Below are 25,551 nucleotides of genomic sequence, written 5' to 3' on the forward strand. Positions count from 1 at the left end.
TTGATCTCCTACCCCTTTGTAATATAAACTCTGATCATAGGGGGGACCAAGCATAATCACCGCTTTGTACTTGAGTATACTTTTGTCATTTCCTTTTACTTCAATGTTTTCCCGAATATGGACGAGGGGACAGGTCCCTTGTCCCATGAGACTACTTGTCCAATACTCTATCCCTAGCAACTAGAGGAAGGAAAGCTGATAGATGTTAAATACAATGCTGTCCTCTTGCTGTAAGCTGTAAGCATGCACACAGAATAAATATAGAGTGAATCCTGATACAAAATATACGGCAATGATTATCATAAAGAAATAGTGAGCTCAATGGATTTTTCTGTATTTGACATTTATTACAAAAAATGTTAAAGAGAATTATTTTTGTTCGGTGTAAAGGATTTGTAACTTTTCATCTTGATGATCACTGAGAGCAGGGATAGTATTACATTGTGTGTGTTTACACACTAGGAGGCAATACAAATGGAAAAAGGTAATGTAAAATGGTTTAATGGCGAAAAAGGCTTCGGATTCATTGAACGTGAAGGTGGAGTCGATGTATTCGTTCATTTCTCAGCGATTCAAGGAGAAGGTTACAAAACTTTAGAAGAAGGTCAAGCAGTGACTTTTGATGTGGAGCAAGGTCAACGTGGACCTCAAGCTTCAAACGTACGTAAAGCTGCTTAATTTTATAAAACAGGGAAGGCAGGCTCTTTTATGGGAGTCTGCTTTTCTTTTTTCTGTGAAACAAAGAACCCCCACTCATAAAGGGGTAGGGGGGATAAAGATTGTGATGAATTGCACTTAAAGTAACGGCTGCTTTAGCACAATAAGCAATAAAAATGTAGAGCCTTAAAATATGCAAGTTTTTTGCACTACTTGCGTATTTTGGCTCATTTTACATTCATAATACATACTGCCGTTTATCGCATTTTTTAATTGCCAAATACATTAAATCCTATTTGTGATTCTAAACGGGTAAATAGTTAATTTTCTAAAAATTTTCCTTGAAACTTACTTGTAAAAAATAGACAATAAAGTAGTAATTTGTTTTACCGTTTATTGCAAAATTCGCTAGTAATCTATGGAGAAAGGGTAGGGTTATGGAAACAGCAAAGAGAATTGGTACAGAATTTGAACAAGCACGTACCCCGCGTCAAAAGAAATTGATTTTACTTGGGATTCTTGTTCTTATACTCATTTTGGTTATGGTAAGTTTAGCAATAATGGAATTTAATAAAAGAGATTTAAAGAAGTTAGTCTTTATTAGTCCAACAGAAAAAACATTTATAAGAACAAAAACAGTGCCGGCTCGTGTTGTACAAAGTGATACGGAAACGATTTATGTAAATGCATCAAAAGGATCTATTAAAGAGATTTTTGTAAAAGAAGGGGAAACGGTTGCTAAAGGACAACAGCTCTTTTCTTATGAAGGCACAGCATTAAAGGCAGAACTCGGACAAGCAGAAATAAATAAACAATTAGCAGAAACGAGTGCTCAACAGCTGAAAGAGCAAATCACATCGTTAGAAACGGATTTACTGGAAGTTGAGTCTACTACTACACCTGTTACAATTGACCCAACCAATCTAACTGATGTGGGTGATTCAGGTACTATAGCTAATCAATCTATCCTGTCACTCAATGCTGAACTAAATACAGTAAAAGCTGACGCTCGTGCCGCAGAATTAAAGGTAGAAAAATATACGTTGGAGGCTGAAAAGCTCAAAGCCGAACTCGATTCATTAATTGTCTCGAGCAACACTGCAGGAGTAATCGTTAACTTTAACAAAAATGTAGGGCAAGGTTTCCAAGCAAAAGAAAATCAGCAATTAGCGATCATGGAAATCGCATCGAATGCACCGTTTAAAATAGAAGGAAAGCTAACCGAAGCAGAAAAGGCTAAAATTACTCAGGGCCAACCGATAACAGTAACGTCTATTGTCGTTGCTAACAAGAAGTGGAACGGGAAAATAACGGAGGTAAGTGATTATCCTACATATAAAGCACCGGTTAAAAAGGAAAAAGATTCACAAACTGAACCGGTTCCGTCCTATTCTTTTAAAGCAAGTCTTGATTCACAAAAAGGACTATATCCTGGCTACGCTACCTCACTGGACGTGGTTGTGGAGTCAAAACAATTTCTAGCAGTTCCTGAAACAAGTATCATAGGGATTGGAAAATCGACTTATGTAATGGTAGAAAAGAAAGGTATTCTACATAAACAAAAGGTAGAAACGGGTCAAAAAAGAGGTCAATGGGTTGCGATCGTTCAGGGGTTAAAAGGAGAAGACAAGGTAGGAGTCAATCCATCCTGGATTGTCCACCTTGGAACACTTATTAACCTAAATTAAGCAATAATTTAGAGCATTACGTAATTAATCATACACACATTTCAACCAACTGCTTCAGCAGTAAAGTCGGTTGAAGGGGAGAAAACTTCATTTCACAACCTAATTTGCATTGATTTTAACAAGCATTTTGACATTAAAATAGCAATAAAAAATAGCAACTGAATTAGTCAGTTGCTATTTTTTATTCTTCTATTTATATTTACACTTTAATTCATTACAGTTTTTAACTGTTTGTTTTGATTTCTTAAAAACAACCCAACAATACCGAGTACGATAAACAAAGTAAAAAATAAAATAGGTAACTGATAAAAAGTCCAAGGATTTGGAGCATAATAATTTAATTGATGATGTTCTTCAATTGTATTTTCATATGAGGCTTTATATTCATATTGTACAATCCAATGTCCCTTTGCCATTATTACAGTTCCTAAGTCATAATCACTTGGCATAATTTGTTCTATATTTTTAATCACTTGATTGTTCCCAATTACAATCGCTGCTTTTTTATAGTCTAATGGGAAATGCGTCATAGGCGTTCCAATCGATACATCATTTTTCTCTAACCACCCTTTTGAATCTTCCATCGGGAAAACGGCTAATAAATTCAATTGACTTGGATATTTTTTAAAAATGTCCATCAATTGTTTTTCTTCTGCATCATTTATTTTATTAGTAGTGTCAAGAGGATCGAAAACTTCATTGAAGATAGCATTTTTTTCTGTTTCTACTTTCCCAAATTGTTCACCCTTTTTGTAAAAGTGTTCGGCTTCTATCCAGGAAGAAATAAGCGTTATTATGCCAAAAACAAAGAAAACCAGTACAAACGATAATAGATAATTAGTAAATTTCTTTTGTACTCTGAAGAATTCGGATAATCCTTTTACAATTTGGGTTTTGCCACCGAAATTTTCAATTGCGATACGGATAGCTTCTTCTTCCGTTTTTCCGTTCGCCTTTAACTCTTCAACGGCTTCAACTAAATGGGAACGCATTTCTTGCCTTATATCTTCTATTTCTTGTTTGTCTCCCGCAACATCTTTGTAAATAGAATTTACATATTTATCAATTTGTTTAAAAGTTATTCTCCCCCTTCTATAAATGTATCAATAACTTTTTTTACGAATCGCCACTCCTTACGCTTTTCTTCAAAACCTTCTTCGCCTAATGGTGTAAGTTTATAATATTTTCTTCTTCCACCAGGACCTTGTTCATCTCCCCAGTAGGATTCAATCCATTTATTTTTTTCCAATCGCTTTAAAGATAGGTAAAACGTACCCTCTTTTAGTTCAAATTGTTCTTCGCTTTTTTCACGAACCAATTTCGCTAATTCATATCCGTACATATCCCTGTTATGTAATAACGATAAAATTAATGTATCAATGTGACCTTTTAAAACCTCTTTATTAACTTCCAACTTTTGACACCTCCAAATTTAGTTATAAAATATATTACTTAATAATGCAAGGTATTCCTTCAAAAAAAGTTGAAAATACATCCTACCAATCCACAACAGTTTTAACACAGGCTTCAACAACACCGCATAAATTTATGGGGTGTCTCCAATTTGTCTGCGTATTGATGCGCGAATTAGAAAATTGAATCCTCAAAAACATCGCTATGACAATAGCAACAATTCCCAACATAAATCGGCTATAATAAATACTAATAAAAGAAGGTGGTGAGGAAAAGTGGAAAAAACGCTTAATTTGATTTTGACTGAACAAAAAAGACAGGGAGATTTATTGCATCAATTAATTAATACAGTTGCAGCATCGGATGGAAAGATTTTTGAATTGAACGGGAAAATTACTGAAATGGAAGGAAAGATTTTTAAATTAAACGGGAAAATTACCGAAATGGACGGAAAGATTTCTGAATTGAACGAGAAAATTACCGAAATGGACGAAAAAATCACTCAAACAACTGAAAAAGTTACCGAATTAAACGGAAAAGTGAACTCAATTGAAAAAAAACTAGATTCCGTCTTCGAGGAAGTTAAACAAATAAAGGTAACAATGGCAACAAAACATGACCTCGAATACTATGATCAAATGATTTCAGAGCATTCCAGGGAAATTTATAAACTAAAAAATCATTAAACCTCTCCAATTAGACTCCTCAACAATATACTAAAATTCATTCTAACCTTCTTAAATTCAGTTTAATAGAAAATGAACGGAATCAAGTTGATGATTTGTTAAAAAATGTAGCTAAGCCAGTTCAGTAATATCAAGGATTCTAACGAATTCCTATTTTTCTGTAGACCAGAGTGCACTCGGTCTTTTTTTGTGCATATTCTTTGTAAAGCTTTTAAAAGAGTAGAGATGGCACTAATAAAATTTAAATTCTTTTGTCCAATCAAAAAAAATCTTTAACACATGTTATATAGTAAAAACTGAAAATGAGGGAAACCATGCTTGCAAATCAGATTATTTCAACAGGTTTACAATGTTTAGGAACTCCTTATGTGTTTAACGCTCCATCTTTTCAAACAGATTCATTCGTAGGGGTTCCGATTTCTTTTGATCAAATCAAGAAAGGAGATTTACTATTTTTTACGACCAGAGAGCGAAAAAATAGGCAAGGGCTATCAAGAATGGGACATGTAGCCATTTATATTGGACAAGATCAGATGTTTCATACTTATAGACAAGGAAAAAAAGTGTTGATCTCAGAATTAAACTCGTATTGGAAGAAATCATTTATTGGAGCTAAAAGGGTATTGTAGGAAATGTTAAAAAGATTTAATGTTAGTAAATTAACAACGAGGAATTGTCTAGCTATTTATGGAATATTACTATCATATCTATGTGTGAAAGGACGAATATGATATGTTTATTTCAGTTACTAGGTTGCATTTAAAAGGTAAGCGAATGTTACCGAGCTTTTTTTTTCATACCATTAAATCGATTATTCAGTCAAAAAAAGCAGAGGGATTAAAATTTTCTTCTTTTAATAATGAAGGATGGGACACATACTGGACTCTGACTGTATGGGAAAGCAAGGAACATATGAAGGTCTATCGAAATAATGGTAGTCATTTAAAAGCGATGAAAATATCACGAAATATTGCAGATAAATTAGAATCAATTAATTGGGAAGAAGATACGATTCCTTCATGGAATGAGTGTAAAGACAGGTTATATATGAAGTTTGGCAGAATTGAGTGAGGTTGAATTTTCTAAAACGAATGGGTGCCATGCTTTAAGAGTAAGCGTAAAACTGTACCCACATTCTCAATTCATATTAATAATGGGATAATCTCCTTAAAATAAAATTTCAAGGAGATTTTTATATGGCCATAACTCATTTACAAGCAGAGCGGGAGAACCGGATTGCAGCCTAACTAGTGGACAAACCCAATCAAACTGGTGTAGGAAAAATGATTTAATCTTGCATAAGTAAAATGGCACGAGGAACAGCTTAGCCTTATGCAGCATAATAGATTCGGTGCTTCTAGCGAAAAAACCATTGATTCCTGTTGATTGTGTAGTCTTTAACAAGTTATCTATGTAATACTACAAGCTCCCATCTCCATGTAGGTGGGGGTTTTACGGTTACATAGGAACCGTTTATGCGCCGTTTGTCACGGGGTGCCAAATAGAACCGTACACGTGGAAATACTGAACCTATTAGTATAACAAATATATCCATTCGTAATAAGAGAGTATACTGACTAATAATATTAAAATTTCAAATAGTTTTTTAGGTTGTTTCTTCTGCGACCCGAAGTGTATAGTCTATTAAAGCGGTTTCACCTTGGGTTTAGGCTTCTACTTACATAAGGCTTCTTTACTAATTGAAGCCCATCATCGCTTTAATTTTTCAAAAGGGGGAATTGTAGGAGTGAAAAAAAGAGGATTTGCAGCAGTTGTATTGGTAGTTTTCTTCCTTGTTACCGCAACCTTTGTAGGCGCCAAAGCATTGTACGAAACTAAGCCTGTGCCAAAAGGGGAGCGGCACAACATCTCAGAGATTATTCCTTCTAGCGCTAAATGGGAAAAGGTAGTCGTAAGTGATGAGAAAAGATTTATGGAAGGCATCAACTTCGACAAAAACGGGAAAATGTGGATGGTCAGTCCGATGACCAACGAACTCCTTACAGTCGAAGGGGATAAGGCTAAATTTGTTGAAAAAATTGATGGGGCTGTCGGGGCGAAATTCCACAAAGATGGACGCCTATATATCACTTCAATCACCGGAAAACTTCTTGCCTATGACCCTAAAACAGGAAAAGTGAAGACCATTCTTGATAAATACAAAGGGCTTAATGACCTGGTATTTGATCAGGCTGGCGGTCTTTATTTTACCGAGCCAATTGGCTCTAATGTACTCGATCCAGTCGGAAAAGTCTACTATTTGCCTCCAGGTAAGGATGAACCAGTACTGTTTGCAGATCATATTGCTTATCCAAATGGGGTCGCTATTTCTGCTGATGGCCAGCGGGTTTATATTTCTGAATTTGGCAAAAACAGAGTGGTTTCCGTTCCTTCCAAGACCGCTGCGGCATCACCTGAAACTCCATTTGTTTTCGGTCAGTATGAGGGCGGAATTGGGCCGGATGGATTAGCTGTCGATGCGGAGGGCAATTTATATGTAGCGCATTTCCAAGCAGGTGAAATCGTTGTCCAAGATCCAAGCGGATTTAAATACGGGACCATCCGTTTGCCTGAAAGTGCCGGGACATTTACCACGAATCTAACCTTCCATGACGGCTACTTGTATATTACTGAATCCTCCAAAAGTGAAGTCTGGCGAATCAAGGTTAATAAGGATGGGTTAACGCCGTACGGTTTGCAATAAAAATAACAGGGGGTCAGACCCACGTATAGTAAAAACGGTCACGCAAAGCTTGCGTGACCAAAAAATTTAATTGGGTTATATAGTTAATAATTAACAAAGTTCCTTGCAGAGGTTTCTTGCGGTAGCCATTGGCTGGACCAGATGGTTATAGATGATTTCCGGGTCATATCCCAGCAGCAAATCAAAAACTCTCCCTTTAAGATATTATCGCCTGTTAAAGGGAGAGTTTAATTTTAAGTAGTCACCAAAAGAATTTGAGAAATACCTAGATAAATATTTTGGTTACTATTTGATTGTCGATAAAACATAGATCATATACCAAACTATAAAATTTATAAACCTGTTTAATTGAGCTTACTTAAATTCACTTAAGTAAGCTTTTTTTGTAAGTGTTACTGCTAAGATTCTGTCCTATGTATGACGTACAAAGAAGATTGCTTTGGATTCTTCACTATCACTATTCCCGACGCATGGATGCACATTTATCTTGTGAAAGGAAAGCTACCGCTTATCTTGGTTTTAAATCAAATTTAGACGAAACAATGAACAAATAACTGTTTCACTAAATGGAAAAGGGGTAGATACAATATTGTACTTTTAATGGTAGGTAGTTAACGAACAAGATCAATGTGCAAAGGAGGTATAGTATAGGCCATGGAAAATTATGAATACCTAAATGCGTGGGCGAATATTAGTGAATTATTATATTATGCTGCACACGAAGAGTAACAGATTGGAAAAAGTACGGAAATTGCAAAACACAAGATTTTATTTTGAAGAACAATAGGTAGAGGATAAGAAAAAGGGTGAACCACCAGTTGAAGGTGTTCGCCCTTTTTATTTTATCTTTGGACTTTGGAGTGACCTCTTATAGGGAGCTATCCTAATACTTTTAATAAATTTACTTATTAAATTTATATGTATAGATATTACCATTATAAAAAGTCTCAAAATACCCAAGAACGCTATCCTTGCCATCAAATGAAACGGTAGTAATTGCTTTTGATTTCAGAAGGGCCCCTTGGTCGATTTGCAATAGTCTTTTCTGTTCAGGGGTAGGCAAAACGGCCTCCATCTCTAATTCACTGCCAACAACTGTATAGCTTAAAGATTTCAAGTAATCATAAAAGGAGTGATTTAAAGCTTCTACATTGATTGCAGGTAGGACTTCTGTAGATACATAGTTATAGCTTATAGCTATTGGAGTACCATTACCTGTTCGTAATCTAACAAAATAATGAACAAAAACATTTTCTTTTAAATTTAATTTTTTTGAAATCACAGGGATCTCGTTCGATTTTATTAGTTCATAGGTAAGGAGCTTAGATCCAGGTAATAGCCCAATACTCTTCATATCTTCTGTGAAACTAGATTGACTTTCCAATGACTTGGTAACATGTGAGGAAGATACAAAGCTGCCTTTTCCAGAAATCCGCGTGATTTGTTTTTTTTTCAACAAGCCTATTTAGAGCTTTATTTATGGTCATTCTACTGTAACCAAAGAGTTCTGCTAGCTGTTCTTCCGTTTCAATCTGATCACCTACTTTTAGATATATAGGAAATAGCCGTATTTTGATTTTTTATTCAAAAATACGGCTTATTTCAATATATTGTCACATGAAGGGAAATTTTTCGGCTAGAACTAACACAATAAGTTGAGGAAGAAATCCAGAAGTCTATTGCATGTATTCATAAAGCTATGGGTTAGGAATTAACTTTTTTAGATACAGCCAATGCCTACAGTCATTTTTTTAAAACATAACTAATAAAAAAATAATCTTCTGAAAAATAATCAGAAATATTTAATTTTTTTAAATATTATCTATTGACGATATTGGTTTCCGACGTTAATATGGTAAATATAAGGCAAACCTATTAGAGCTGCTAAGAAATTCATTTGATGAACCTATTTATTAAAAATTTTGAATACGCATTCAAAAAAATATTGAATACGCATTCAAAGTGACAGTAATAGATGAGGAGGTTTTTATTGATAAATGATAATTTAATATAAATAAAAATTGAGTAAAAGAAAGTTTGACTATTGCTTTTATAATCGTATTTCTAAAGAGGGGAACAGCATGATCGTAAACAAGTCCATTAAAGAAATTATCGATGGGTATCGAGTTAAACAATTTTCTCCGGTTGAGGTTTTTAGAGAGCTAGTAGACCAAGCCAAAACTATTAATCCTAAACTAAATGCTTTTATAACTATTAATGAAGATTTAGGCTTACAGCAGGCAATAAGATCTGAAAAGAAATTAATGGCTGGCGACGATTTAGGTGTACTTGAGGGAATTCCAATCTCCTTTAAAGATAATATTGACACAAAAGGCATCTTAACAACTAGCGGTTCTCCTATTCATAAAAATCGAATACCTAAGCGTAATGCATATGCAGTGAAATTGCTACAAGATGAAGGCGCAGTCAATATTGGGAAAAATAATCTGTATGAATTTGCATTTGGTATTACTTCAAAAAATCCGTTTTTCGGAGATACCATAAATCCATGGAATAATCGCGTTACGGCTGGTGGTTCTAGCAGTGGTTCAGCTGCGGCAGTTGCTGCTAATCTTTGTTTCGGATCGATTGGAACAGATACAGCTGGTTCTATCCGAGTCCCTTCTTCATGTTGTGGTGTTGTTGGATTAAAACCATCTCGCGATTTAATAAGTAACCAGGGTATTACTATATTATCTCATTCACTTGATCATGTTGGTCCAATCGCCCGAAATGTTGAGGATTTATCCATAATAATGGAAGCTTTTACAAAAAACTCTTTCGGCAAAAATTGTATTTGTGATCTTAGAGGAATGAGGATTGGGATACCTAAGTTATACTTTCAAAATCAAGTAGATAGTCTTGTAATAACATATTTTAATCGTGCATTACATGCACTAGAAGATTTAGGTGCAATTATTATTGAAATTGATATGCCTATTGCAGATGACTCTCGAGATACAGCTCATGTGATTGCTACTTCAGAAGTATGGTATGTACACCGAGATTTAATTCAATCACCGCTTAGTGAATATAGTGATGGCGCTAGAAAAACTTTTGAAAAGAGTAAATCGATCTCTGCCCACACGTACTTAGAAGGATTAAACAAGCAAATCCAATTGGATCAAAGAATAACGAGTCTATTTGAGAATATCGATATACTGGTTACTCCAACAATACCTGTAATACCGACAGAGATTAATGTAACGGATGTAGAATTAGGAGGTGAAAGGGAATCTGTTGATGAAAGCTTAATTCGATTCACCAACTTATTTAATCTGACTGGTCATCCGGCACTGTCCATTCCGTGCGGCTTATCACATGAGTCTATACCAATTGGATTACAATTTATTGCCAACCATTTTAGAGAGGACCTCTTAATCAAGACGGCCTATTCATATGAACAAGCCTATTTATTAGAATTCTATAATAAAAGAATAGAAATGGTAAAAAAACTAAAAGAAAAAGCACTTACTTAAATCCATAGAGATTAGGTAGGAAAAAGCAGGAGAAGGAAGACTGGTTTTTATTTTAGAAAATCTTGAATGCGTATTCAAAATAGGTGCTAACCTTCCTGTATTAAATAAATTAGGTTTAAATTGAATGCGTATTCAAACAATCGTCCTACATTACACCACAGACAATACATACCTTTCCATTACATTACACATCTAGAGTAACCTCCATTTAGTTTTGAAAAAATCCATAGATCAATCAATTATTATTAAATTTTGTATGTTTGCCCCAATTATTGCTATTTTTGAAATCACTAAAAGAAAATTGATATTTAAGACGTTAATAAAGAAAGGAACTTGCGAATGAAACTAAGAAATGGATTTCGAATGATTACAGTTTTCATTTTAATTGCAGTCCTTATGATTACGGGTTGCAGCAAATCCTCCAACAGTAATGAAGGTGGAGAATCTCTTAAGGGAAAGACCGTAACCGTTTTATTATCAGCAGGTGGAGTGGGGCAATTCAATGCTTGGAAAGAAAGATCAAAAGAGTTCACGAAAAAGACTGGTATTAAAGTGAAATTCATCGAAACTCCTTACGAAAATTTATTAGAAAATATTACAACAGACGGTATTGCAAATAGAGGTGAGTATGACCTTGTCGTCCATTTGGATACAATGGGTTCATCGATTTCACAGTTTTTAGAACCTCTTGATCCTTACGTGAAAAAAGACAAATTTGACTTAAACAGATGGCCAAAGTCAGTTCTTGATTTATCTACGTTTGACGGCAAACTTGTTAGCTTACCTGTAAGGGCTCACGTCCAAATGTTATTTTATCGTAAAGACATTTTTAAGAAATTAAATCTGCAGCCACCTGCAACATGGAGTGAGCTGGAATCAGATAGTAAAAAAATAACTGAAAATACAGGACTTTCGGGCATCGTCCCTTACTATGCATCAGGAAATAATGGCCAAAACCTTTATATGTGGACTGCTTATCTGTGGAGTAATGGCGGCGACATTTTTGACAAAAATATGAAACCGACCTTTGCCACAAAAGAGGGTGTGGAGGCAACACAAAAATATATTGATCTCCTCGTAAAAGATAAGGTGGCACCTCCTGGTTCTGTAACATTTGGCGAACAAGATTCCCGGACATACTTCAAGCAAGGCAAGGGAGCCATGTGGATTGGCTGGTGGTGGGTTTATCCTGAGTTTAATAGTCAAGAGTCTGCTGCCAAGGAAGTCGCTGGAAATGTCGGCTTTGCACCGGTTCCGGGATGGGAGGGTAAAGAAAGTCAGGCAAATGTATCCACTTTCCCTTTGGCAATGATGAAAGGTTCTAAAAATAAGGATGCAGCCTGGGAGGTTTTAAAATGGATTGCTGAACCTAGTGAAGAACTGGATATGGTAACCAAGACATTGAAAAATGAAGTTCCTGCTACCGTCCAATCTACCGTGGTTACACAAACTGCCAACCTTCGAAATAAAGAATTAAATGATTTAAGCGGCGGATTTTATAATGTAGCTGCAGATAATTTTGAAAATGCGCGGACATTACCGAAGATTAAGGAATGGCCTCAGGTAGCTGATATTTTAAGTGCTGCCATTTCTAAGATGGCGACAGGCGGATCTGTGGAAGCGAATCTGCAGGCAGCGTCTAAGAAGGTGGAGCAGCTTTTAGATAAAGCTGGATATTATAAGTGAGTTTTTAGAGAATGCCCGGTCCAAAGTGGTTTAGATGGAAACTTTCTAAACCACTTAGGAAAGGGTGAAATGAAAGAAATTTGATAACCCTACTCCAAAGATTAGGAGGGAGTTTTATTGATGAAAAATAGTTTTAAGTATATTTTGCTGGCTCCTGCACTCATTCTGATATTATTAACTACCATTTACCCTTTACTAAAGTCTTTTTGGATTAGTCTTCACAATTGGGACTTAAAGGTATCAGCAGAAATGGGGCCATTTGTTGGGGCTGATAATTATATTCGAGCCTTTTCTGATTCGCAATTTTGGAACAGTGTGTTCATTACATTAATTTTTACTGTATGTACGGTTATTCTAACTCTAGTAATTGGAATTGCAGTTGCCCTCTTATTAAGCAAGGAAAAACGCTTTCTGTCTTATTTAAGAGCAGTAATCATTATTCCTTTTGCCATGAGTGCAGCTCTGATCGGTTATTCTTGGCGTTTTATGTTAAATTCCGATTACGGTTTGTTCAATAAGATCCTGGATCTTTTTATTCCAGCCCAATCACACACAGTTTGGCTAGGAACCCCTCTAACATCCATAGCAGCACTTGTTTCAGTGGTTGTTTGGATATGGCTTCCATTTATGAGCCTAATGTTTATAAGCGGTTTAATGGGGATGTCAAGAGAAGTTTTTGAAGCAGCTGAGATGGATGGAGCTTCTCCATTTCGAACTCTTATACATATAACACTGCCGATGCTTAGGCCAATTATATTAATAGCTGCGATTCTCATGACCATGTTTGCTCTTAAAGCATTTGACCCTGTTGTCACCCTCACTCAAGGAGGACCTGGTAATTCAACTGAAGTACTTAATTTCCTTATTTATAAAATTGGCTTCCGTTATTTTGACATGGGATATGCCTCTGCGCTTGGTTATATTTTAGCTCTAATCACAATCGGATTTGTCATCATATACATGAGAAGGCTTGTGAAGGGAGACGATTGGAACTAATGAGTAACGCACTAGATTTAAGTAAGAAAGAAGATAAAACCAACTTATTGAAAGAAGAAATAAATATAAATAAAGCGTCAAAGAAAAATTCCTTGCGAACTTTCGCTTCCTTTCTTGAAAGCATTGGTGTGTTACTAGTCGTTATCTTCCTTTTCCTTCCTATCATTTGGATTATGTTAACGGCCTTTAAGCCAGAACATGAAGTGTATACCACTAGTATTCTTTTTAAGCCTACACTAGATAATTTCAAAGCCGTTTTTAGCCCGTCTTTCAATTTGGGTAAATATTACTCTAATAGCATCAGTGTTGTCCTAGTGACACTACTAGTAACTATGCCGGTAAGTATTCTCGCCTCCTATAGTCTATCAAGATTTAAAATACCAGGGAAACAACTAATCATGTTTGCAATTCTAGCAACTCAGTTTATTCCGTTGATTGTAAATGTCATTCCATATTTTATTATGTTTAGAAATTGGGGTTTGCTAGATACAACCTTAGCTCTCATCATTGTCAATCTAGGTCATACCATCCCTTATGCCATTTGGTTAATTAAAGGCTTTTTGGATCGAATCCCGATTGATATGGAAGAAGCAGCCACTATTGATGGTGCTAATCGACTTCAGATTATTTGGCATGTGCTGTTGCCAATGGCCAAACCTGGAATTATCACAGCCAGTGTTTTCTGCTTTGTCATCATATGGAATGAATTTATGTTCGCATTAATATTAACTAATCAGGATGCGGTCACATTGCCTGTAGCATTATCATTCTTTAATGGTGAAAAAGGTGTTTTATGGAATCAAATGGCTGCAGCTGGAATCATTTTTGTACTCCCAACTGTTATCTTTATGCTCATTGTACGAAAGCAATTCATTTTAGGGATGACATCAGGGGCAGTTAAATAAATTTGATTAATATTTGTATACTACTAAATCATTTTAAAGGTAGGTCCTTCAAATGGAAAACACGTTGATAAAAGAAGAATCCAGAGTAATTGAAAAGGGGCAAGAAAAAGCAGCAAAAGTAAAGCGGTCAAAGAATTATGGTAACTTGATTTTTTATGCAGATGCAAATGAAGTTAATATGATTGATTCTAAAGATGATTATGACTATATCCATATTAGTGAAAATGAACAGAAAAAACAAAGCATGAGAGGGTTTAATGAAGAGTATAACAATATCGTTGATTACATTGTAAAAATCACAAGACAAATTTGGAAAGAAAAAGACATTGGCTTAATCTATGATACTTACAGTACTGGGGTAAGTGTGCATAAAGGTTTAATCAATAGTCATGGCATTAATGAGGTCATATCAGGTACGCTGCAGACATTACATGCGTTTCCTGACCGAAAAGGATTAGGATGGAGTGTCATTTGGTCCGGTAATGATCAGGATGGATTTTTTACTTCCCATCGCGGCCGATCGATTGCGACAAATCTAGGAGATAGCTATTATGGTCCGGCTACTGGAAAGAAAGTAATTTTTCGAACAACTGCCGACTGCTTAATTCAAGCAAATAAAATATATGAAGAATGGCTTGTCATGGATACTTTTCATTTGGTTCAACAGCTTGGTTTAGATCCTATTGAAGTTGCTAAAAAGATTGCAATTGGAACACAAAAATTGTCACCGGCATTAAAATTCGGTAATCCAGAGACTGCTGAGATGGGATTGCCACCAAAGGTATTTGTTCCATCCTCTGATGAGTTTGAAATTGGCGAATTTATGCTTGAGCTTTTTAACAGGGTATGGGAAAGACGTTCCTTTAATTATGTGAAGAAGTTCTATGAGGAAAAAGCGGTTGTTCATTATGTTTGCAATAAGGACTTAGTCGGTATCACTGAAATTCAAGGAATGTTTATTAGTTTGTTCGCTTCCGTGCCGAATGCAAAGTTAATCCTAGAACGAATTACCTGTAATAAAAGAGATTCCGAACAAGATTGGGACGTGGCTGTTCGTTGGAGATTACAAGGGATCCATGAAGGAACCGGTTATTTTGGCCAGCCAAGCGGTAAAGCAATTGAGATTGCAGGTATGAATCATTATAAAATTCGTAACGAAAAAATTACTGAAGAATGGTTTTTATTTGACGGGATGGAAGTTCTTCGCCAAATTTATCTGCCTGATTCTGACGAGACAGAAGAAGGAACACAGGGGGCGGAAGACGGGAATTTTACTGGTGTTTCCTAATCTAGTTGGAGTTTATTCATAATGGTATTTTAATGGATTCGCTTTAATAGTAATAAAACAAATTTAAAACTCAGCACACATTATGAGGAGGGATTCAATTGGAATATATAAAACAGGCTCAAATAAATGAACCAAACATCATCAACAACGTTGAACAAACGGTTAAAGATATTATCGCCACCGTTCGATCTGAGGGTGATGCAGGAGTAAAGAATTACGAAAAAAAGTTTAGTCATTCAGATCGTGACGTAAGAGTAAGTGAAGATGAAATCGAAAGAAGTATCAAGGCTTTATCCAGTGATGTTAAGGAATTAATTGACCGCGTTGTTGAACGGATTTCTACCTTTTCAAAGGCCCAGCTGGAATGTATCTTGCCGTTGGAGAAGGAATTTGGCCCAGGAATTCAAATGGGGCATCGAATTGTTCCAATCGAAAAAGTGGGAGCGTACGTTCCGGGTGGCCGGTTTCCGCTGTTGTCATCTGGTCCGATGGTAGTTGCTCCGGCAAAAGTAGCAGGAGCTAAAAAAATTGTTGCCTGTAGCCCGGCAAATTACGAAGGAGGAATTCACCCTGCCGTTCTTTACGGACTTGTCCGTTCGGGTGCAACTGACATTTTTGCCATTGGAGGAGCTCAAGCTATCGCTGCAATGGCCTACGGTACCGAATCGGTTCCAGAGGTAGATATTATTGGCGGTCCAGGAAATCGCTTCGTAGCGGAGGCAAAACGCCAAGTATTCGGAAAAGTAGGGATTGATCTTATTGCAGGCCCAAGTGAAGTCTTAGTTTTTGCTGATGAGTCAGCAGAGCCAAAGAATTGTGCTGCGGATCTCTTGGCACAGGCCGAACACGATCCCCATGCACGTGCTATTTTTGTAACGACGTCCCGTACAAAAGCCTATCAAACAATGGAAGAGATTGATCGTTTACTTGATGTATTCTCGCCAAATTCACCAGCACATGAATCATGGGCGAACTTAGGTGAAGTCATTCTTGCTGAAACCTTACAGGAAGGGATCGATATTTGTAATGAATATGCAATCGAGCATCTTCATTTACATTTAAAAAACAGCAGAGATTTAATGGATCGTCTTTACAATTACGGTTCTTTATTCATTGATTCAGATAGTTCGGTCGTTTTTTCAGATAAGGTTTCCGGAACGAATCATACTCTTCCTACCAATAAGGCTGCCAGGTATACCGGCGGACTATGGGTTGGTAGTTATATTAAAGTCATTACTCACCAGCAAATTACCGGTGAGGGAGTTCATCTTTTAGCTTCACATGCCACCAAACAATCAGAAATAGAGGGATTAGAAGGCCATCAATTATCAGCAGCAATAAGGTTATCTAGTATTAAATCCTAATGGTTCTTAAATCATTATATTAAAAAACTTGAATCAAAGCATTCAAGCTTATTACCTAATAATAGGCTGCAAAGGCCCTTATCAATGATTTAACTCTGTAGTTTGGAGTAGAAAGTGAAACATCTTAAGCGGAAATCAACAGCCAAGTTTAACAAAGCCAAAGGAAAAATGGAGTGGTTAATATGGTGAAATTATTAAAAGTTGGGAAGTCGAAGGAAGAAATTGCTGAAACAGAGTTAAATGTATCTCAAACCGTGAAGAGGATGATTGATGAAGTGAAGAAAAAAGGCGATCATGCGGTACGAGAATATTCCAAAAAACTAGATAAGTGGTCTCCGGAAAGTTTTAAATTATCAAACGAGCAAGTTGAGGAAATTATCAATTCCTTACCTGAGGATACCATTAATGATATTAAGTTTGCACAAGCCCAAGTTAGAAGATTTGCAGAAGCGCAAAAATCAGCCTTACGGGAAATTGAGGTTGAAACATTACCAGGCGTCATACTAGGACATAAAAATATACCTGTTGGGAGTGTTGGATGCTATATTCCAGGAGGAAGGTATCCAATGGTCGCGTCTGCTCACATGAGTGTTTTAACGGCAAAAGTTGCAGGGGTCAATCGAGTAATCGCCTGCACACCGCCTATCAACGGGGAGATTCCGGCAGCAACTATTGCGGCCATGTCTTTGGCTGGGGCAGATGAAATATATATCCTCGGAGGAGTACAGGCATTAGCCGCAATGGCTTTAGGTACTGAAACCATCGAACCTGTCGATATGATCGTTGGACCAGGAAATGCTTTTGTTGCTGAAGCAAAACGGCAGCTGTTTGGAATTGTGGGGATCGACCTTCTTGCCGGGCCAACGGAAACCCTAGTCATTGCTGATGAAAAAGCAGACCCGGAAATGATCGCCTGCGATATTCTTGGTCAATCTGAACATGGTCCTACGTCACCGGGAGCTCTCATTACAACCTCTGAAAAGATTGCCAAGGAAACCTTACTCGAAATCGAAAGGCAATTAGCTGTGTTACCTACAGCAGACGTGGCACGGATTGCGTGGGAAGAAAACGGGATGGTTCTTCTTGTTGAAGATGAAGAAGAGGCAGTGATCGAAGCGAACAAGTTAGCATTTGAACATGTAGAGATCTTAACAGAGAATCCTGATTATTTTTTGGAAAATCTAAAGAATTATGGAGCTTTATTTTTGGGTCCGGAAACAAACGTAGCCTATGGTGATAAAGTAATTGGAACAAACCACACGCTGCCAACTAAAAAGGCGGCAAAATACACAGGCGGTTTATGGGTTGGTAAGTTTATTAAAACATGTACCTATCAAAAATGCACGCCTGAAGCCAGTGCATTGATCGGGGAATATGCTGCCCGTCTTTGCCAATTAGAAAATTTTATGGGTCATCGTGAACAAGCCTTGCTGCGCGTAAGACGCTATGGAAATAAAAATGTATTGAGCTAAATTATGTACTGAATCCTATTATATTTCTATTTAAACTCTAGCAGGATTTTAAAAATAGCAAGAACCATTTTATGGATATTTGGGAGGTATTTGATGTTAATGACAATTGTTAAAGAAGAATTTAAAAAGAGAGTGATTCGGTTTGATGAGCTGGTGGCAGATAAGGCTGCTTTTATTGATGCAAAGACTCCCGGCTCCGACAAAAAAGAAAACTTCACGATTATTGGACCGGGTGTATCGGAAAGCAGTAATCGGGTCATTAATTTAGAGGAAGCTCATGGGTTTAACTTTGGAGCTGCTGCTATGCCTAATGGAACCAAAAATTCGCTCCACTCGCACTTAACAGCAGAAGTGTTTATTGTGGCCAAGGGAACCTGGCGATTTTTCTGGGGGAATGATGGGAAAGAAGGGGAGGCCATCTTAAAGGCAGGAGATGTTTTCTCCATTCCGACAAAGATATTCAGAGCCTTCGAAAATATTGGCTCTGACGACGGATTTTTATACTGTATTTTAGGTGAAGATAATCCAGGAAAGGTAACTTGGGCCCCACAAGTCCTAAGGGCTGCCGAAGGATATGGGCTGGTGTTGCTGGAAGATGGCCGCCTAATCGATACAACAGCCGGTCAGGAAGTTCCTGCAGACGCAAAAGTAGTTAAACCAATAAGTAGTGCAGAACTTGCTTTGATTCCAAAAATCAGTGAGGAAGAAATGAGTAAACAGATTTTTCGTTTTCAAGAGCGAGTCCCACACTCGGAATCTTTTCTGGACTGCCGTATTCCAGGCGGAGAGAAGAAAAGCTATGGACTGATTGGACCAGGAATGGCTGAAGCTGTTGATCGATCAACTCTTTTAAGTTACAAACATTCCTTTAATTTAGAACTAATCGAAGCTGAACCCGGGAATGGTTTCAAGTCCTTTAAACTTTCGAATAAACAAGTGGTATTTGTTCAAAAAGGAGAATGGAAAATTTCACTGGGTGAAAAGGGAGAAGAAGGAGAAGTAGTCTTAACGGAAAAGGATATCATGTCGGTCCCTGTGGATGTTTATCGTCAAATAGAGTGTGTGGGCAAAGATACTGGAATTCTATTTATCATCAATAGCGGGGATGATCGCCCGATATTAGAATGGGCACCTGAAGTAATTAATGCTGCTCAAAAAACAGGATTACAACTTGATGAAAATAATAGATTGATTAAATGATAGTATAAATTTGATACCCATAAGCTTTTTGTAATAAGAAAGCTTATGGGTACAAATAGTATCATACTGAAATTAAAAAGAAAGGACGCTGCTTTAGGGGGGAATAGTTACAGATGGATTATTTTACAGACTTAAGAAACCAAAAAGTAATGATAACAGGTGGAAGTAAAGGGATTGGAAGAGATATTGCCATTTCTTTTGCCAAGTTAGGTGCAAAGGTGGTTATTACAGGGAGAGACGAATCCGCGCTGTCTAAAACGACAGAGCAGTTAAAAGAATTCCAACCGGATTGCTTCTACATTGTCTGCGATATGCAGGATGTTAAAGGTATTTATAAAATGGTTGATGAAGCTGTCGAGCGGTTAAATGGTCTTGACGTTCTAGTTAATAATGCAGGAATTAATATCCCGAAACCAGCTTTAGAGGTTTCGGAAGAAGATTGGGATCAAGTTCTTGATACAAATCTAAAAGGAGTTTTCTTTTGCTCGCAGCGGGCCGGGAAACACATGATTCCTCATCGAAAGGGAAAGATTATCAATATTGTTTCACAAATGGCATTTGTGGGATATATTAAACGTGTATCCTACTGTTCTAGTAAAGGCGGCGCAGTTCAGTTGACAAAAGCATTAGCCATTGAATGGGCCCCATTTAATATTAAAGTGAATGCCGTTGCCCCAACCTTTATTGAAACAGACTTTACAATAAAAATGTTTGAGGACCAAGATTTCTACCAGGATGTGATTAGTAGAATCCCATTGGGAAAATTGGCCCGGCCCACTGATGTAACTGGTTCAGTATTGTTTTTAGCTTCGAATATGTCTGATTTTATTACTGGAGAGACCATTCGAGTAGATGGAGGCTGGACAGCAATTTAATCGTGAAGGACTTTAAGCTTGAAAATCAAATATAAACATTACAGTATCATAAATTTAATGATACTTGGTAGAATACAGTTATATCTACTTAGTTGAAAGGAAAAAAACAATATGATAGGTAGAGTAACAGCGGATGATGTGGCAAAGAAAGCAGGTGTCTCACAGTCTACGGTTTCCAGAGTTTTAAATAATTATCCCTTTATAAAAGAATCCACAAGAGAAAAGGTCCTTTCGGCCATCTCAGAGTTAGGTTTTACCCGAGATGAGATCGCGAGGAGTCTTGTTGAAAAGAAAACAAATGCTATTGGTTTAATTCTTGGGGATATTTCCAATCCGTTTTTTGCGGAGTCTGCTGGAGTCATTATTGAACAGGCACAGAAATTAGAATATGATGTGGTGATTTGTAATACCAACCATAATGATGATAACTTGGAAAAATCTATACACACCCTGATTGGAAAAAGAGTAGACGGAATCCTTATTGCTTCTGTGAAACGGGACGATACGAGAGTCAAGCATCTACACGAAAAGGGATTTCCAATTGTTTTATATAATAGTAGTATTGATGACCCGATGGCGAATTTTGTGGTGATTGATAATATCAAAGGTGCAAAAATGGCCGTAAAATATTTGCTTCAGCTCGGTCATAAAAAAATTGCCTATATTGCGGGTCCATTTAAGTATTTAACCACCTATCAGAGATATATTGGATATAAAGAAGCCATTTTGGAAAATGGAATCTCACTAGAACAAGATTTCGTATATAATGGAGATTTTTCTTATCATAAGATTTTTGAATTTACAAAAGAACTATTAACCCAAAAAAATAGACCTACTGCCTTTTTAGCTGTATCAGATCAAATGGCACTCGCCATTTTGGATGCAGCCGCAAGTTTAAATTTAAAAATCCCCGAAGATGTATCGGTAATAGGGTTTGATGACATTCGTTTAGCCAGCAATCAATTTATTGGATTAACAACCGTTTCCCAGCATATGGAAAAAATGGCTTCTCTTGCGCTGGAGAAATTAATCGATTTAATTGATGATCGACCAAACTCATCTGAACCTGTTCAAATAGTTCTTGAGCCTGAACTAATGATTCGTAAGACAACATCAAATAAAACTTGATCACAGTTGATTGATTTTTTTTAATCAACGTTGCCAATATTCTCTGGCCAAAGATATAGAATAAACACCTCTATAGGGGTTGTCCTTTTTTCCCTAAAAAAGATGGTTTGAGCATTTTATTTAAAGAAAGGGTTTGTGATGACAAAGGAACGCTTAATATTTTTACCTGGGACATTGTGTAATGAACTACTTTGGACAGAGCAAATAGATCAATTATCCGATATTGCAGAAATCCATGTCGGTGACTTAACTAATGATGATAGCATTCAGGAAATGGCTAAATCTATTTTAGAAGAGGCGCCAGAAAAGTTTTCGTTAGCTGGTTTGTCGATGGGTGGAATTGTAGCATTGGAATTAATCCATCAAGCACCTGAAAGAGTAAAGAAATTAGCTCTATTGGATACCAATCCACATCCTCCTAAATCAGAACAGATAAAAGGATGGAATCAATTTATTCAAATGGCAAAAGACGGAAAATATATGGATGTTACGGATCAATATCTCTTGCCTTCACTGATTCATCCTGAGCGCCACAAGGACTTGAAACTAATTCATACGATTCGGCAAATGGCAGAGGACGTTGGACCAGAAGCGATGATAAGGCAAATGAAAGCGCTCATGTCACGTCCTGATGTTCTGAAGCAGCACTTACATCAGATTAAGTGTCCGACACTTGTTCTTCTTGGCCGGCAGGATGCACTATGTTCGCTAGAAATGCATGAATATCTTAATTCCAATATCGCTAATGCCATGCTTACAATTATTGAAGATTGCGGTCACCTAAGTACATTGGAAAAGCCAGCGGAAACGGCATCAGCTTTACGTAACTGGCTTCTTTGTTAAGTCGGGATTCACTCCGATCTGATTCCAAGAAGTATGATAACAAACAGAACAAGCACGTTAAGTTTGATTGTCAGTGATATTTCCCATCCCTTTTTACGGAAACAGCGAAACAATTCAAAAGGAGCACATATTGCTGTCAGTCATTTGGTTGAGTTAGGACTTAAAACGTATCTCTTTTATTTCAGACCCTTCTAATTATTCCACTTTTTATCAAAGACTTGAAGGTTACAAGCTTGCACTAAATAAATATAATCTCTCCTCCGAGTATTTTTTTCACATCTTCTGGATCAAATGGCGATTTTTATAAGGTTGCGGCACCGGTTACAATTGTCCCTGAATGAATAATTAATAAAACAATATAGTTGCTTTATGCAAATTGAATGAAATTTGGAGGAAAATGAAGTGATAAATAAAGTAAAACAAAAAATCATGAATGGAGAAAATGTAGTAGGGGTTTTCCTGGGAATTTATGCACCTGCTCTTATCGAAATGATTGGCTTTGCGGGTTATGATTTTGTTGTAATAGATGATGAGCATGGAGCTTTCAGTCATTCAGAGATTGAAAACATGATAAGGGCGGCAGAATTAGTAGATTTAGTGCCTATTGTCAGAGTTTCGTATGATGCTTCAAGTATACAAAAAGCGTTGGACCGTGGAGCCAAAGGTATCCAGGTACCAATGGTTAACAATAAGGAAGATGCGGAACTTGTAATAAGAAGAGCTAAATTTCCCCCATATGGACAGAGAGGGGCTGCTTTTGCTATTCGGGCGGCCCGTTTCGGAAAAGATGGAGGGGAAGCTTATTTTAAGAATACAGATGAGAACATCTTAATTTCCATTCATATTGAAACGCCTGAAGCGGTACAAAACTTTAGAGAAATAATGAGTGTTCCTGGAATTGATATGGCCTTTATTGGTTCAACTGATTTATCAGTTAATATGGGTTTTAAGGCAGAGGGAGCAGGTCATCCTGATGTTCAGGAGGCAATCCATGAGTTGTTCCGGATTGGAAAAGAGGAAGGCTATAAAATAGGGACTGTAGCTGCTAACTCGACAGGAGTGATAAAAGGCTTTGAGTCCGGGGCTTGCTATATCGGTATCACGGCGACTTCTGTTATCTCGAATGCACTGGAACAAGTGATTAATGAACCGAGAAAGACAAAAAGATAATAAAGGAACAGTTTTCATATACTTTGACTTTAAAAAATTTATATCCCAAAATTGAGCGTAGGCTAAAGTGTTGATCGGTATAACCATAATAAAGATGAATTAATTGAATCTAGAAGAATGATCATTTTGGGTATGAGCAGTGCAAGTCTGCATTAATGGAAGGAACATTAAAAGTACTGGAAGGTTAGATACAGTGTAACTGGATATGAATAAGAGGAATTCCTTCATGCATGGCGTTTATCATTTTATTGAAATAACAAAACCATTTAGGCAGGATTATTATTTTGATTGGAGCCTTATGCTATAATAAATGGAAATTTTCTAAGAACTAAAACCTTCAAAAGGAGTGTTGATTTTGACAATAAAAACGATTACGCCAAAAGAACTAGAAGAGAGACTGAAAGGAAATGACCAAACTTACATACTTGATGTCCGCGCAGAGGAAAAATACAATGATTTTCACATTGAAGCGCCTAGGGGCAAAAACTTTAATATTCCAAAAACCACGATCTTTGAACTTGAGGAAAAAAGAGAGGAAGAAGTCGCATCATTACCTAAAAACCATGAAATCGTCGTAACCTGTACAACAGGAAACTCTGCCAAAAAATGTGCTGCCATTTTGTCTGAAAAAAACTATAATGTTGTATTGCTAGAAGGCGGAATAACTGCCTGGAAAGAGTATCTGCAATCACAAAAATGAAAATAATATGGGTTTTAGTATGTAATTAGAAAAGTCTTTAATTTGACATTAAGATTTTCTCCATTAACCTCAAAACACCAAAATGTCCAATAAGAATAAGGAAACAGAAGGATATATAGTGTAATTATCCAAGTGGGAGGAGGGGATGTCAGGGAATCTTCTCCTTCAATATTTCCATTTGTGAGTATCCTTTTTTTTGGTCCTGTTGTGTTTATTATATGGTTTTTAATAAAGATTCTAATAATACAGCAGGAAAAGAACAATTAGCCATGTAATTTATACATTCAACCAATCCCACTCAAATCTTTCACCTTTATACTCAAAACCAATCGGTTTAGATTGAATCATTCCTGCTGCGCGCTTTTCGTTCAACTTCTCCTCGTAATACTGAAAAAATTTCTCTTTTAAGATTCCATTGAAGTAAGCAATAGAATTTTTTACAGCCTTTGTTAATTTAAGTTTTCGAATTAGCTGCTTGAAGGATTGGATGGCAAGGTTAACCATTAGATCCGTTTCCTGATGTAGTTCATAGCCATAGGCAATGATATGGGCCATACGCCAATATTCCTCGATCACTTTTGCATCTGGAAAGAAGCATTTAACGATTTCAACAAAGGGTTGTGGAATACGATTGCTCACATAAGTGTGATCCAAATGAATCGGTTCTTCTTTACGTTTTTTTATCTTTTGATCTTTTTCAGTTTTTAAAAGATCACTAGTTTCTTTAGGGCGGTTCATGCTTTCATGTTTGGGTGGTTCATTAGAAGGAAAACGATTAAATACATAGAGATTGCTGGACTGAGAGCCGTTCTTTCTTTCGGTTTCATAGACAGTGAAAATCCCCATTTGTTTCCCTTTAAGAACCATTCGTTTAAAAGTCGAACGGGAAAGGATGTTTTCTTTACATTCTCGGTTAATCGCTTTTAAAATCGTCCCAATCTTGGCATTACAAACACCAGGAATCTTGGCAGAGAACCGCACAAGTCTCTTTAATCCAATTAATTCACCCTTTGAAAAATCCTTTTTGTGATCAAGCAGCCACATTTCCATATGGCGGTTGAACTCCTGTAAACTTTCGAATTGCGAAAACGATTCAAATCCCTCAATTGTCCCAGATTTTAAATTCATCCGATTAGCCACCTTTTCACCTTCATCTAGGCCAGCTAACGTGTTAAACACACATTTCCGGCATTTCTAAGATACTGGTTTTGGCGATGGAATTCGAATTTCAAAATTTCTAATTTGGGGCCACTTTTTGCATATAAAGCATTTATTTGCCACCAAAATTGAAAATTTG

At 36.7% G+C, this 25,551-nt stretch carries 24 protein-coding genes; 19 read left to right on the forward strand and 5 right to left on the reverse strand.

The features are described 5' to 3' along the window. Positions 1–474: 474 nt before the first annotated feature. On the forward strand, positions 475–678 hold the full coding sequence (locus J7E81_RS24750; RefSeq protein WP_098532493.1) for a cold-shock protein: 204 nt from the start codon (positions 475–477) through the stop codon (positions 676–678). 416 nt (positions 679–1,094) lie between these two features. Further along, positions 1,095–2,345 carry an efflux RND transporter periplasmic adaptor subunit gene (locus J7E81_RS24755; protein WP_215046503.1) on the forward strand — a complete coding sequence of 417 codons (1,251 nt, stop codon included), beginning with the start codon at positions 1,095–1,097 and terminating at the stop codon, positions 2,343–2,345. Positions 2,346–2,551: 206 nt separating this feature from the next. On the opposite strand, the gene J7E81_RS24760 is transcribed toward J7E81_RS24755, so the two are convergent. Both J7E81_RS24760 and J7E81_RS24765 read right to left on the reverse strand, forming a co-directional pair. Further along, the gene (locus J7E81_RS24760; RefSeq protein WP_308162279.1) at positions 2,552–3,445 is read right to left on the reverse strand and encodes a permease prefix domain 1-containing protein; all 894 of its coding nucleotides are present in this window, start codon (positions 3,443–3,445) and stop codon (positions 2,552–2,554) included. Then, complete coding sequence (locus J7E81_RS24765; protein ID WP_215046507.1) at positions 3,424–3,759, reverse strand: PadR family transcriptional regulator; 336 nt, start codon at positions 3,757–3,759, stop codon at positions 3,424–3,426. Before J7E81_RS24765 ends, J7E81_RS24760 begins: the two co-directional genes overlap by 22 nt. 274 nt (positions 3,760–4,033) lie before the next feature. Here J7E81_RS24765 and J7E81_RS24770 point away from each other — a divergent pair, with 274 nt between their 5' ends. The 4 genes from J7E81_RS24770 to J7E81_RS24785 all read left to right on the forward strand — a co-directional run bounded on the left by J7E81_RS24770 (position 4,034) and on the right by J7E81_RS24785 (position 7,148). Continuing rightward, complete coding sequence (locus J7E81_RS24770) at positions 4,034–4,444, forward strand: coiled-coil domain-containing protein (RefSeq protein WP_215046509.1); 411 nt, start codon at positions 4,034–4,036, stop codon at positions 4,442–4,444. Positions 4,445–4,758: 314 nt separating this feature from the next. After that, positions 4,759–5,073 (forward strand): C40 family peptidase, encoded by a 315-nt coding sequence (locus J7E81_RS24775; protein WP_215046510.1) that lies wholly within the window; start codon positions 4,759–4,761, stop codon positions 5,071–5,073. Positions 5,074–5,176: 103 nt separating this feature from the next. After that, positions 5,177–5,515, forward strand: coding sequence for a hypothetical protein (locus J7E81_RS24780; RefSeq protein ID WP_215046512.1), 339 nt, complete (start codon positions 5,177–5,179; stop codon positions 5,513–5,515). Between the two features lie 676 nt (positions 5,516–6,191). Further along, positions 6,192–7,148 (forward strand): SMP-30/gluconolactonase/LRE family protein, encoded by a 957-nt coding sequence (locus tag J7E81_RS24785; RefSeq protein WP_215046514.1) that lies wholly within the window; start codon positions 6,192–6,194, stop codon positions 7,146–7,148. Positions 7,149–8,049: 901 nt separating this feature from the next. On the opposite strand, the gene J7E81_RS24790 is transcribed toward J7E81_RS24785, so the two are convergent. Together J7E81_RS24790 and J7E81_RS31415 are read right to left on the reverse strand one after the other, a co-directional pair. Continuing rightward, complete coding sequence (locus J7E81_RS24790) at positions 8,050–8,604, reverse strand: GntR family transcriptional regulator (protein ID WP_215046516.1); 555 nt, start codon at positions 8,602–8,604, stop codon at positions 8,050–8,052. Continuing rightward, the gene (locus J7E81_RS31415; RefSeq protein ID WP_215046640.1) at positions 8,516–8,725 is read right to left on the reverse strand and encodes a GntR family transcriptional regulator; all 210 of its coding nucleotides are present in this window, start codon (positions 8,723–8,725) and stop codon (positions 8,516–8,518) included. The genes J7E81_RS24790 and J7E81_RS31415 overlap by 89 nt, the downstream gene beginning before the upstream one ends. A gap of 504 nt (positions 8,726–9,229) precedes the next feature. Between J7E81_RS31415 and J7E81_RS24800 the strand changes: the two genes are divergently transcribed. The 13 genes from J7E81_RS24800 to J7E81_RS24860 all read left to right on the forward strand — a co-directional run bounded on the left by J7E81_RS24800 (position 9,230) and on the right by J7E81_RS24860 (position 24,254). Next, complete coding sequence (locus tag J7E81_RS24800; RefSeq protein WP_215046518.1) at positions 9,230–10,627, forward strand: amidase; 1,398 nt, start codon at positions 9,230–9,232, stop codon at positions 10,625–10,627. 339 nt (positions 10,628–10,966) lie between these two features. Further along, positions 10,967–12,313, forward strand: a complete 1,347-nt coding sequence (locus J7E81_RS24805; RefSeq protein ID WP_251028861.1) for an ABC transporter substrate-binding protein — start codon at positions 10,967–10,969, stop codon at positions 12,311–12,313. 120 nt (positions 12,314–12,433) lie between these two features. Then, positions 12,434–13,309, forward strand: a complete 876-nt coding sequence (locus tag J7E81_RS24810) for a carbohydrate ABC transporter permease (RefSeq protein ID WP_215046644.1) — start codon at positions 12,434–12,436, stop codon at positions 13,307–13,309. Further along, complete coding sequence (locus J7E81_RS24815) at positions 13,309–14,214, forward strand: carbohydrate ABC transporter permease (protein ID WP_215046520.1); 906 nt, start codon at positions 13,309–13,311, stop codon at positions 14,212–14,214. Before J7E81_RS24810 ends, J7E81_RS24815 begins: the two co-directional genes overlap by 1 nt. 52 nt (positions 14,215–14,266) lie before the next feature. Then, positions 14,267–15,502: an ester cyclase gene (locus J7E81_RS24820; protein ID WP_215046522.1), complete on the forward strand. Its 1,236-nt coding sequence runs from the start codon at positions 14,267–14,269 to the stop codon at positions 15,500–15,502. A 98-nt stretch (positions 15,503–15,600) separates the two neighbouring features. Then, positions 15,601–16,866 carry a histidinol dehydrogenase gene (gene hisD / locus J7E81_RS24825; RefSeq protein WP_215046524.1) on the forward strand — a complete coding sequence of 422 codons (1,266 nt, stop codon included), beginning with the start codon at positions 15,601–15,603 and terminating at the stop codon, positions 16,864–16,866. A gap of 182 nt (positions 16,867–17,048) precedes the next feature. After that, positions 17,049–18,338 carry a histidinol dehydrogenase gene (hisD, locus tag J7E81_RS24830; protein WP_215046526.1) on the forward strand — a complete coding sequence of 430 codons (1,290 nt, stop codon included), beginning with the start codon at positions 17,049–17,051 and terminating at the stop codon, positions 18,336–18,338. A gap of 93 nt (positions 18,339–18,431) precedes the next feature. Then, complete coding sequence (locus J7E81_RS24835) at positions 18,432–19,538, forward strand: cupin domain-containing protein (RefSeq protein WP_215046528.1); 1,107 nt, start codon at positions 18,432–18,434, stop codon at positions 19,536–19,538. A gap of 113 nt (positions 19,539–19,651) precedes the next feature. Beyond that, the gene (locus tag J7E81_RS24840) at positions 19,652–20,413 is read left to right on the forward strand and encodes an SDR family NAD(P)-dependent oxidoreductase (protein WP_215046530.1); all 762 of its coding nucleotides are present in this window, start codon (positions 19,652–19,654) and stop codon (positions 20,411–20,413) included. 111 nt (positions 20,414–20,524) lie between these two features. Beyond that, entirely contained in the window at positions 20,525–21,541 is a 1,017-nt protein-coding gene (locus tag J7E81_RS24845) for a LacI family DNA-binding transcriptional regulator (RefSeq protein WP_215046532.1), read from the forward strand. A gap of 138 nt (positions 21,542–21,679) precedes the next feature. Then, positions 21,680–22,384, forward strand: coding sequence for an alpha/beta fold hydrolase (locus tag J7E81_RS24850; protein ID WP_215046534.1), 705 nt, complete (start codon positions 21,680–21,682; stop codon positions 22,382–22,384). A gap of 402 nt (positions 22,385–22,786) precedes the next feature. After that, positions 22,787–23,554: an HpcH/HpaI aldolase family protein gene (locus J7E81_RS24855; RefSeq protein WP_215046536.1), complete on the forward strand. Its 768-nt coding sequence runs from the start codon at positions 22,787–22,789 to the stop codon at positions 23,552–23,554. A 355-nt stretch (positions 23,555–23,909) separates the two neighbouring features. Next, positions 23,910–24,254 (forward strand): rhodanese-like domain-containing protein, encoded by a 345-nt coding sequence (locus J7E81_RS24860; protein ID WP_215046538.1) that lies wholly within the window; start codon positions 23,910–23,912, stop codon positions 24,252–24,254. A 276-nt stretch (positions 24,255–24,530) separates the two neighbouring features. Here J7E81_RS24860 and J7E81_RS24865 read toward each other — a convergent pair whose 3' ends face one another. Beyond that, positions 24,531–25,382, reverse strand: a complete 852-nt coding sequence (locus J7E81_RS24865; RefSeq protein ID WP_251028862.1) for a hypothetical protein — start codon at positions 25,380–25,382, stop codon at positions 24,531–24,533. Positions 25,383–25,551 lie beyond the last annotated feature (169 nt).

The sequence above is a fragment of the Bacillus sp. ISL-18 genome, from assembly GCF_018613415.1.
GTDB lineage: Bacteria > Bacillota > Bacilli > Bacillales > Cytobacillaceae > Neobacillus.

What these genes read in the sequence shown, in the direction of transcription:
- J7E81_RS24750 (WP_098532493.1), top strand. Translation starts at nt 475, where the DNA reads ATGGAAAAAGGTAATGTAAAATGGTTTAATGGCGAAAAAGGCTTCGGA.
- J7E81_RS24755 (WP_215046503.1), top strand. Translation starts at nt 1,095, where the DNA reads ATGGAAACAGCAAAGAGAATTGGTACAGAATTTGAACAAGCACGTACC.
- J7E81_RS24775 (WP_215046510.1), top strand. Translation starts at nt 4,759, where the DNA reads ATGCTTGCAAATCAGATTATTTCAACAGGTTTACAATGTTTAGGAACT.
- J7E81_RS24780 (WP_215046512.1), top strand. Translation starts at nt 5,177, where the DNA reads ATGTTTATTTCAGTTACTAGGTTGCATTTAAAAGGTAAGCGAATGTTA.
- J7E81_RS24800 (WP_215046518.1), top strand. Translation starts at nt 9,230, where the DNA reads ATGATCGTAAACAAGTCCATTAAAGAAATTATCGATGGGTATCGAGTT.
- J7E81_RS24805 (WP_251028861.1), top strand. Translation starts at nt 10,967, where the DNA reads ATGAAACTAAGAAATGGATTTCGAATGATTACAGTTTTCATTTTAATT.
- J7E81_RS24810 (WP_215046644.1), top strand. Translation starts at nt 12,434, where the DNA reads ATGAAAAATAGTTTTAAGTATATTTTGCTGGCTCCTGCACTCATTCTG.
- J7E81_RS24815 (WP_215046520.1), top strand. Translation starts at nt 13,309, where the DNA reads ATGAGTAACGCACTAGATTTAAGTAAGAAAGAAGATAAAACCAACTTA.
- J7E81_RS24820 (WP_215046522.1), top strand. Translation starts at nt 14,267, where the DNA reads ATGGAAAACACGTTGATAAAAGAAGAATCCAGAGTAATTGAAAAGGGG.
- hisD (WP_215046526.1), top strand. Translation starts at nt 17,049, where the DNA reads ATGGTGAAATTATTAAAAGTTGGGAAGTCGAAGGAAGAAATTGCTGAA.
- J7E81_RS24835 (WP_215046528.1), top strand. Translation starts at nt 18,432, where the DNA reads ATGTTAATGACAATTGTTAAAGAAGAATTTAAAAAGAGAGTGATTCGG.
- J7E81_RS24840 (WP_215046530.1), top strand. Translation starts at nt 19,652, where the DNA reads ATGGATTATTTTACAGACTTAAGAAACCAAAAAGTAATGATAACAGGT.
- J7E81_RS24845 (WP_215046532.1), top strand. Translation starts at nt 20,525, where the DNA reads ATGATAGGTAGAGTAACAGCGGATGATGTGGCAAAGAAAGCAGGTGTC.
- J7E81_RS24850 (WP_215046534.1), top strand. Translation starts at nt 21,680, where the DNA reads ATGACAAAGGAACGCTTAATATTTTTACCTGGGACATTGTGTAATGAA.
- J7E81_RS24865 (WP_251028862.1), bottom strand. Translation starts at nt 25,382, where the DNA reads ATGAATTTAAAATCTGGGACAATTGAGGGATTTGAATCGTTTTCGCAA.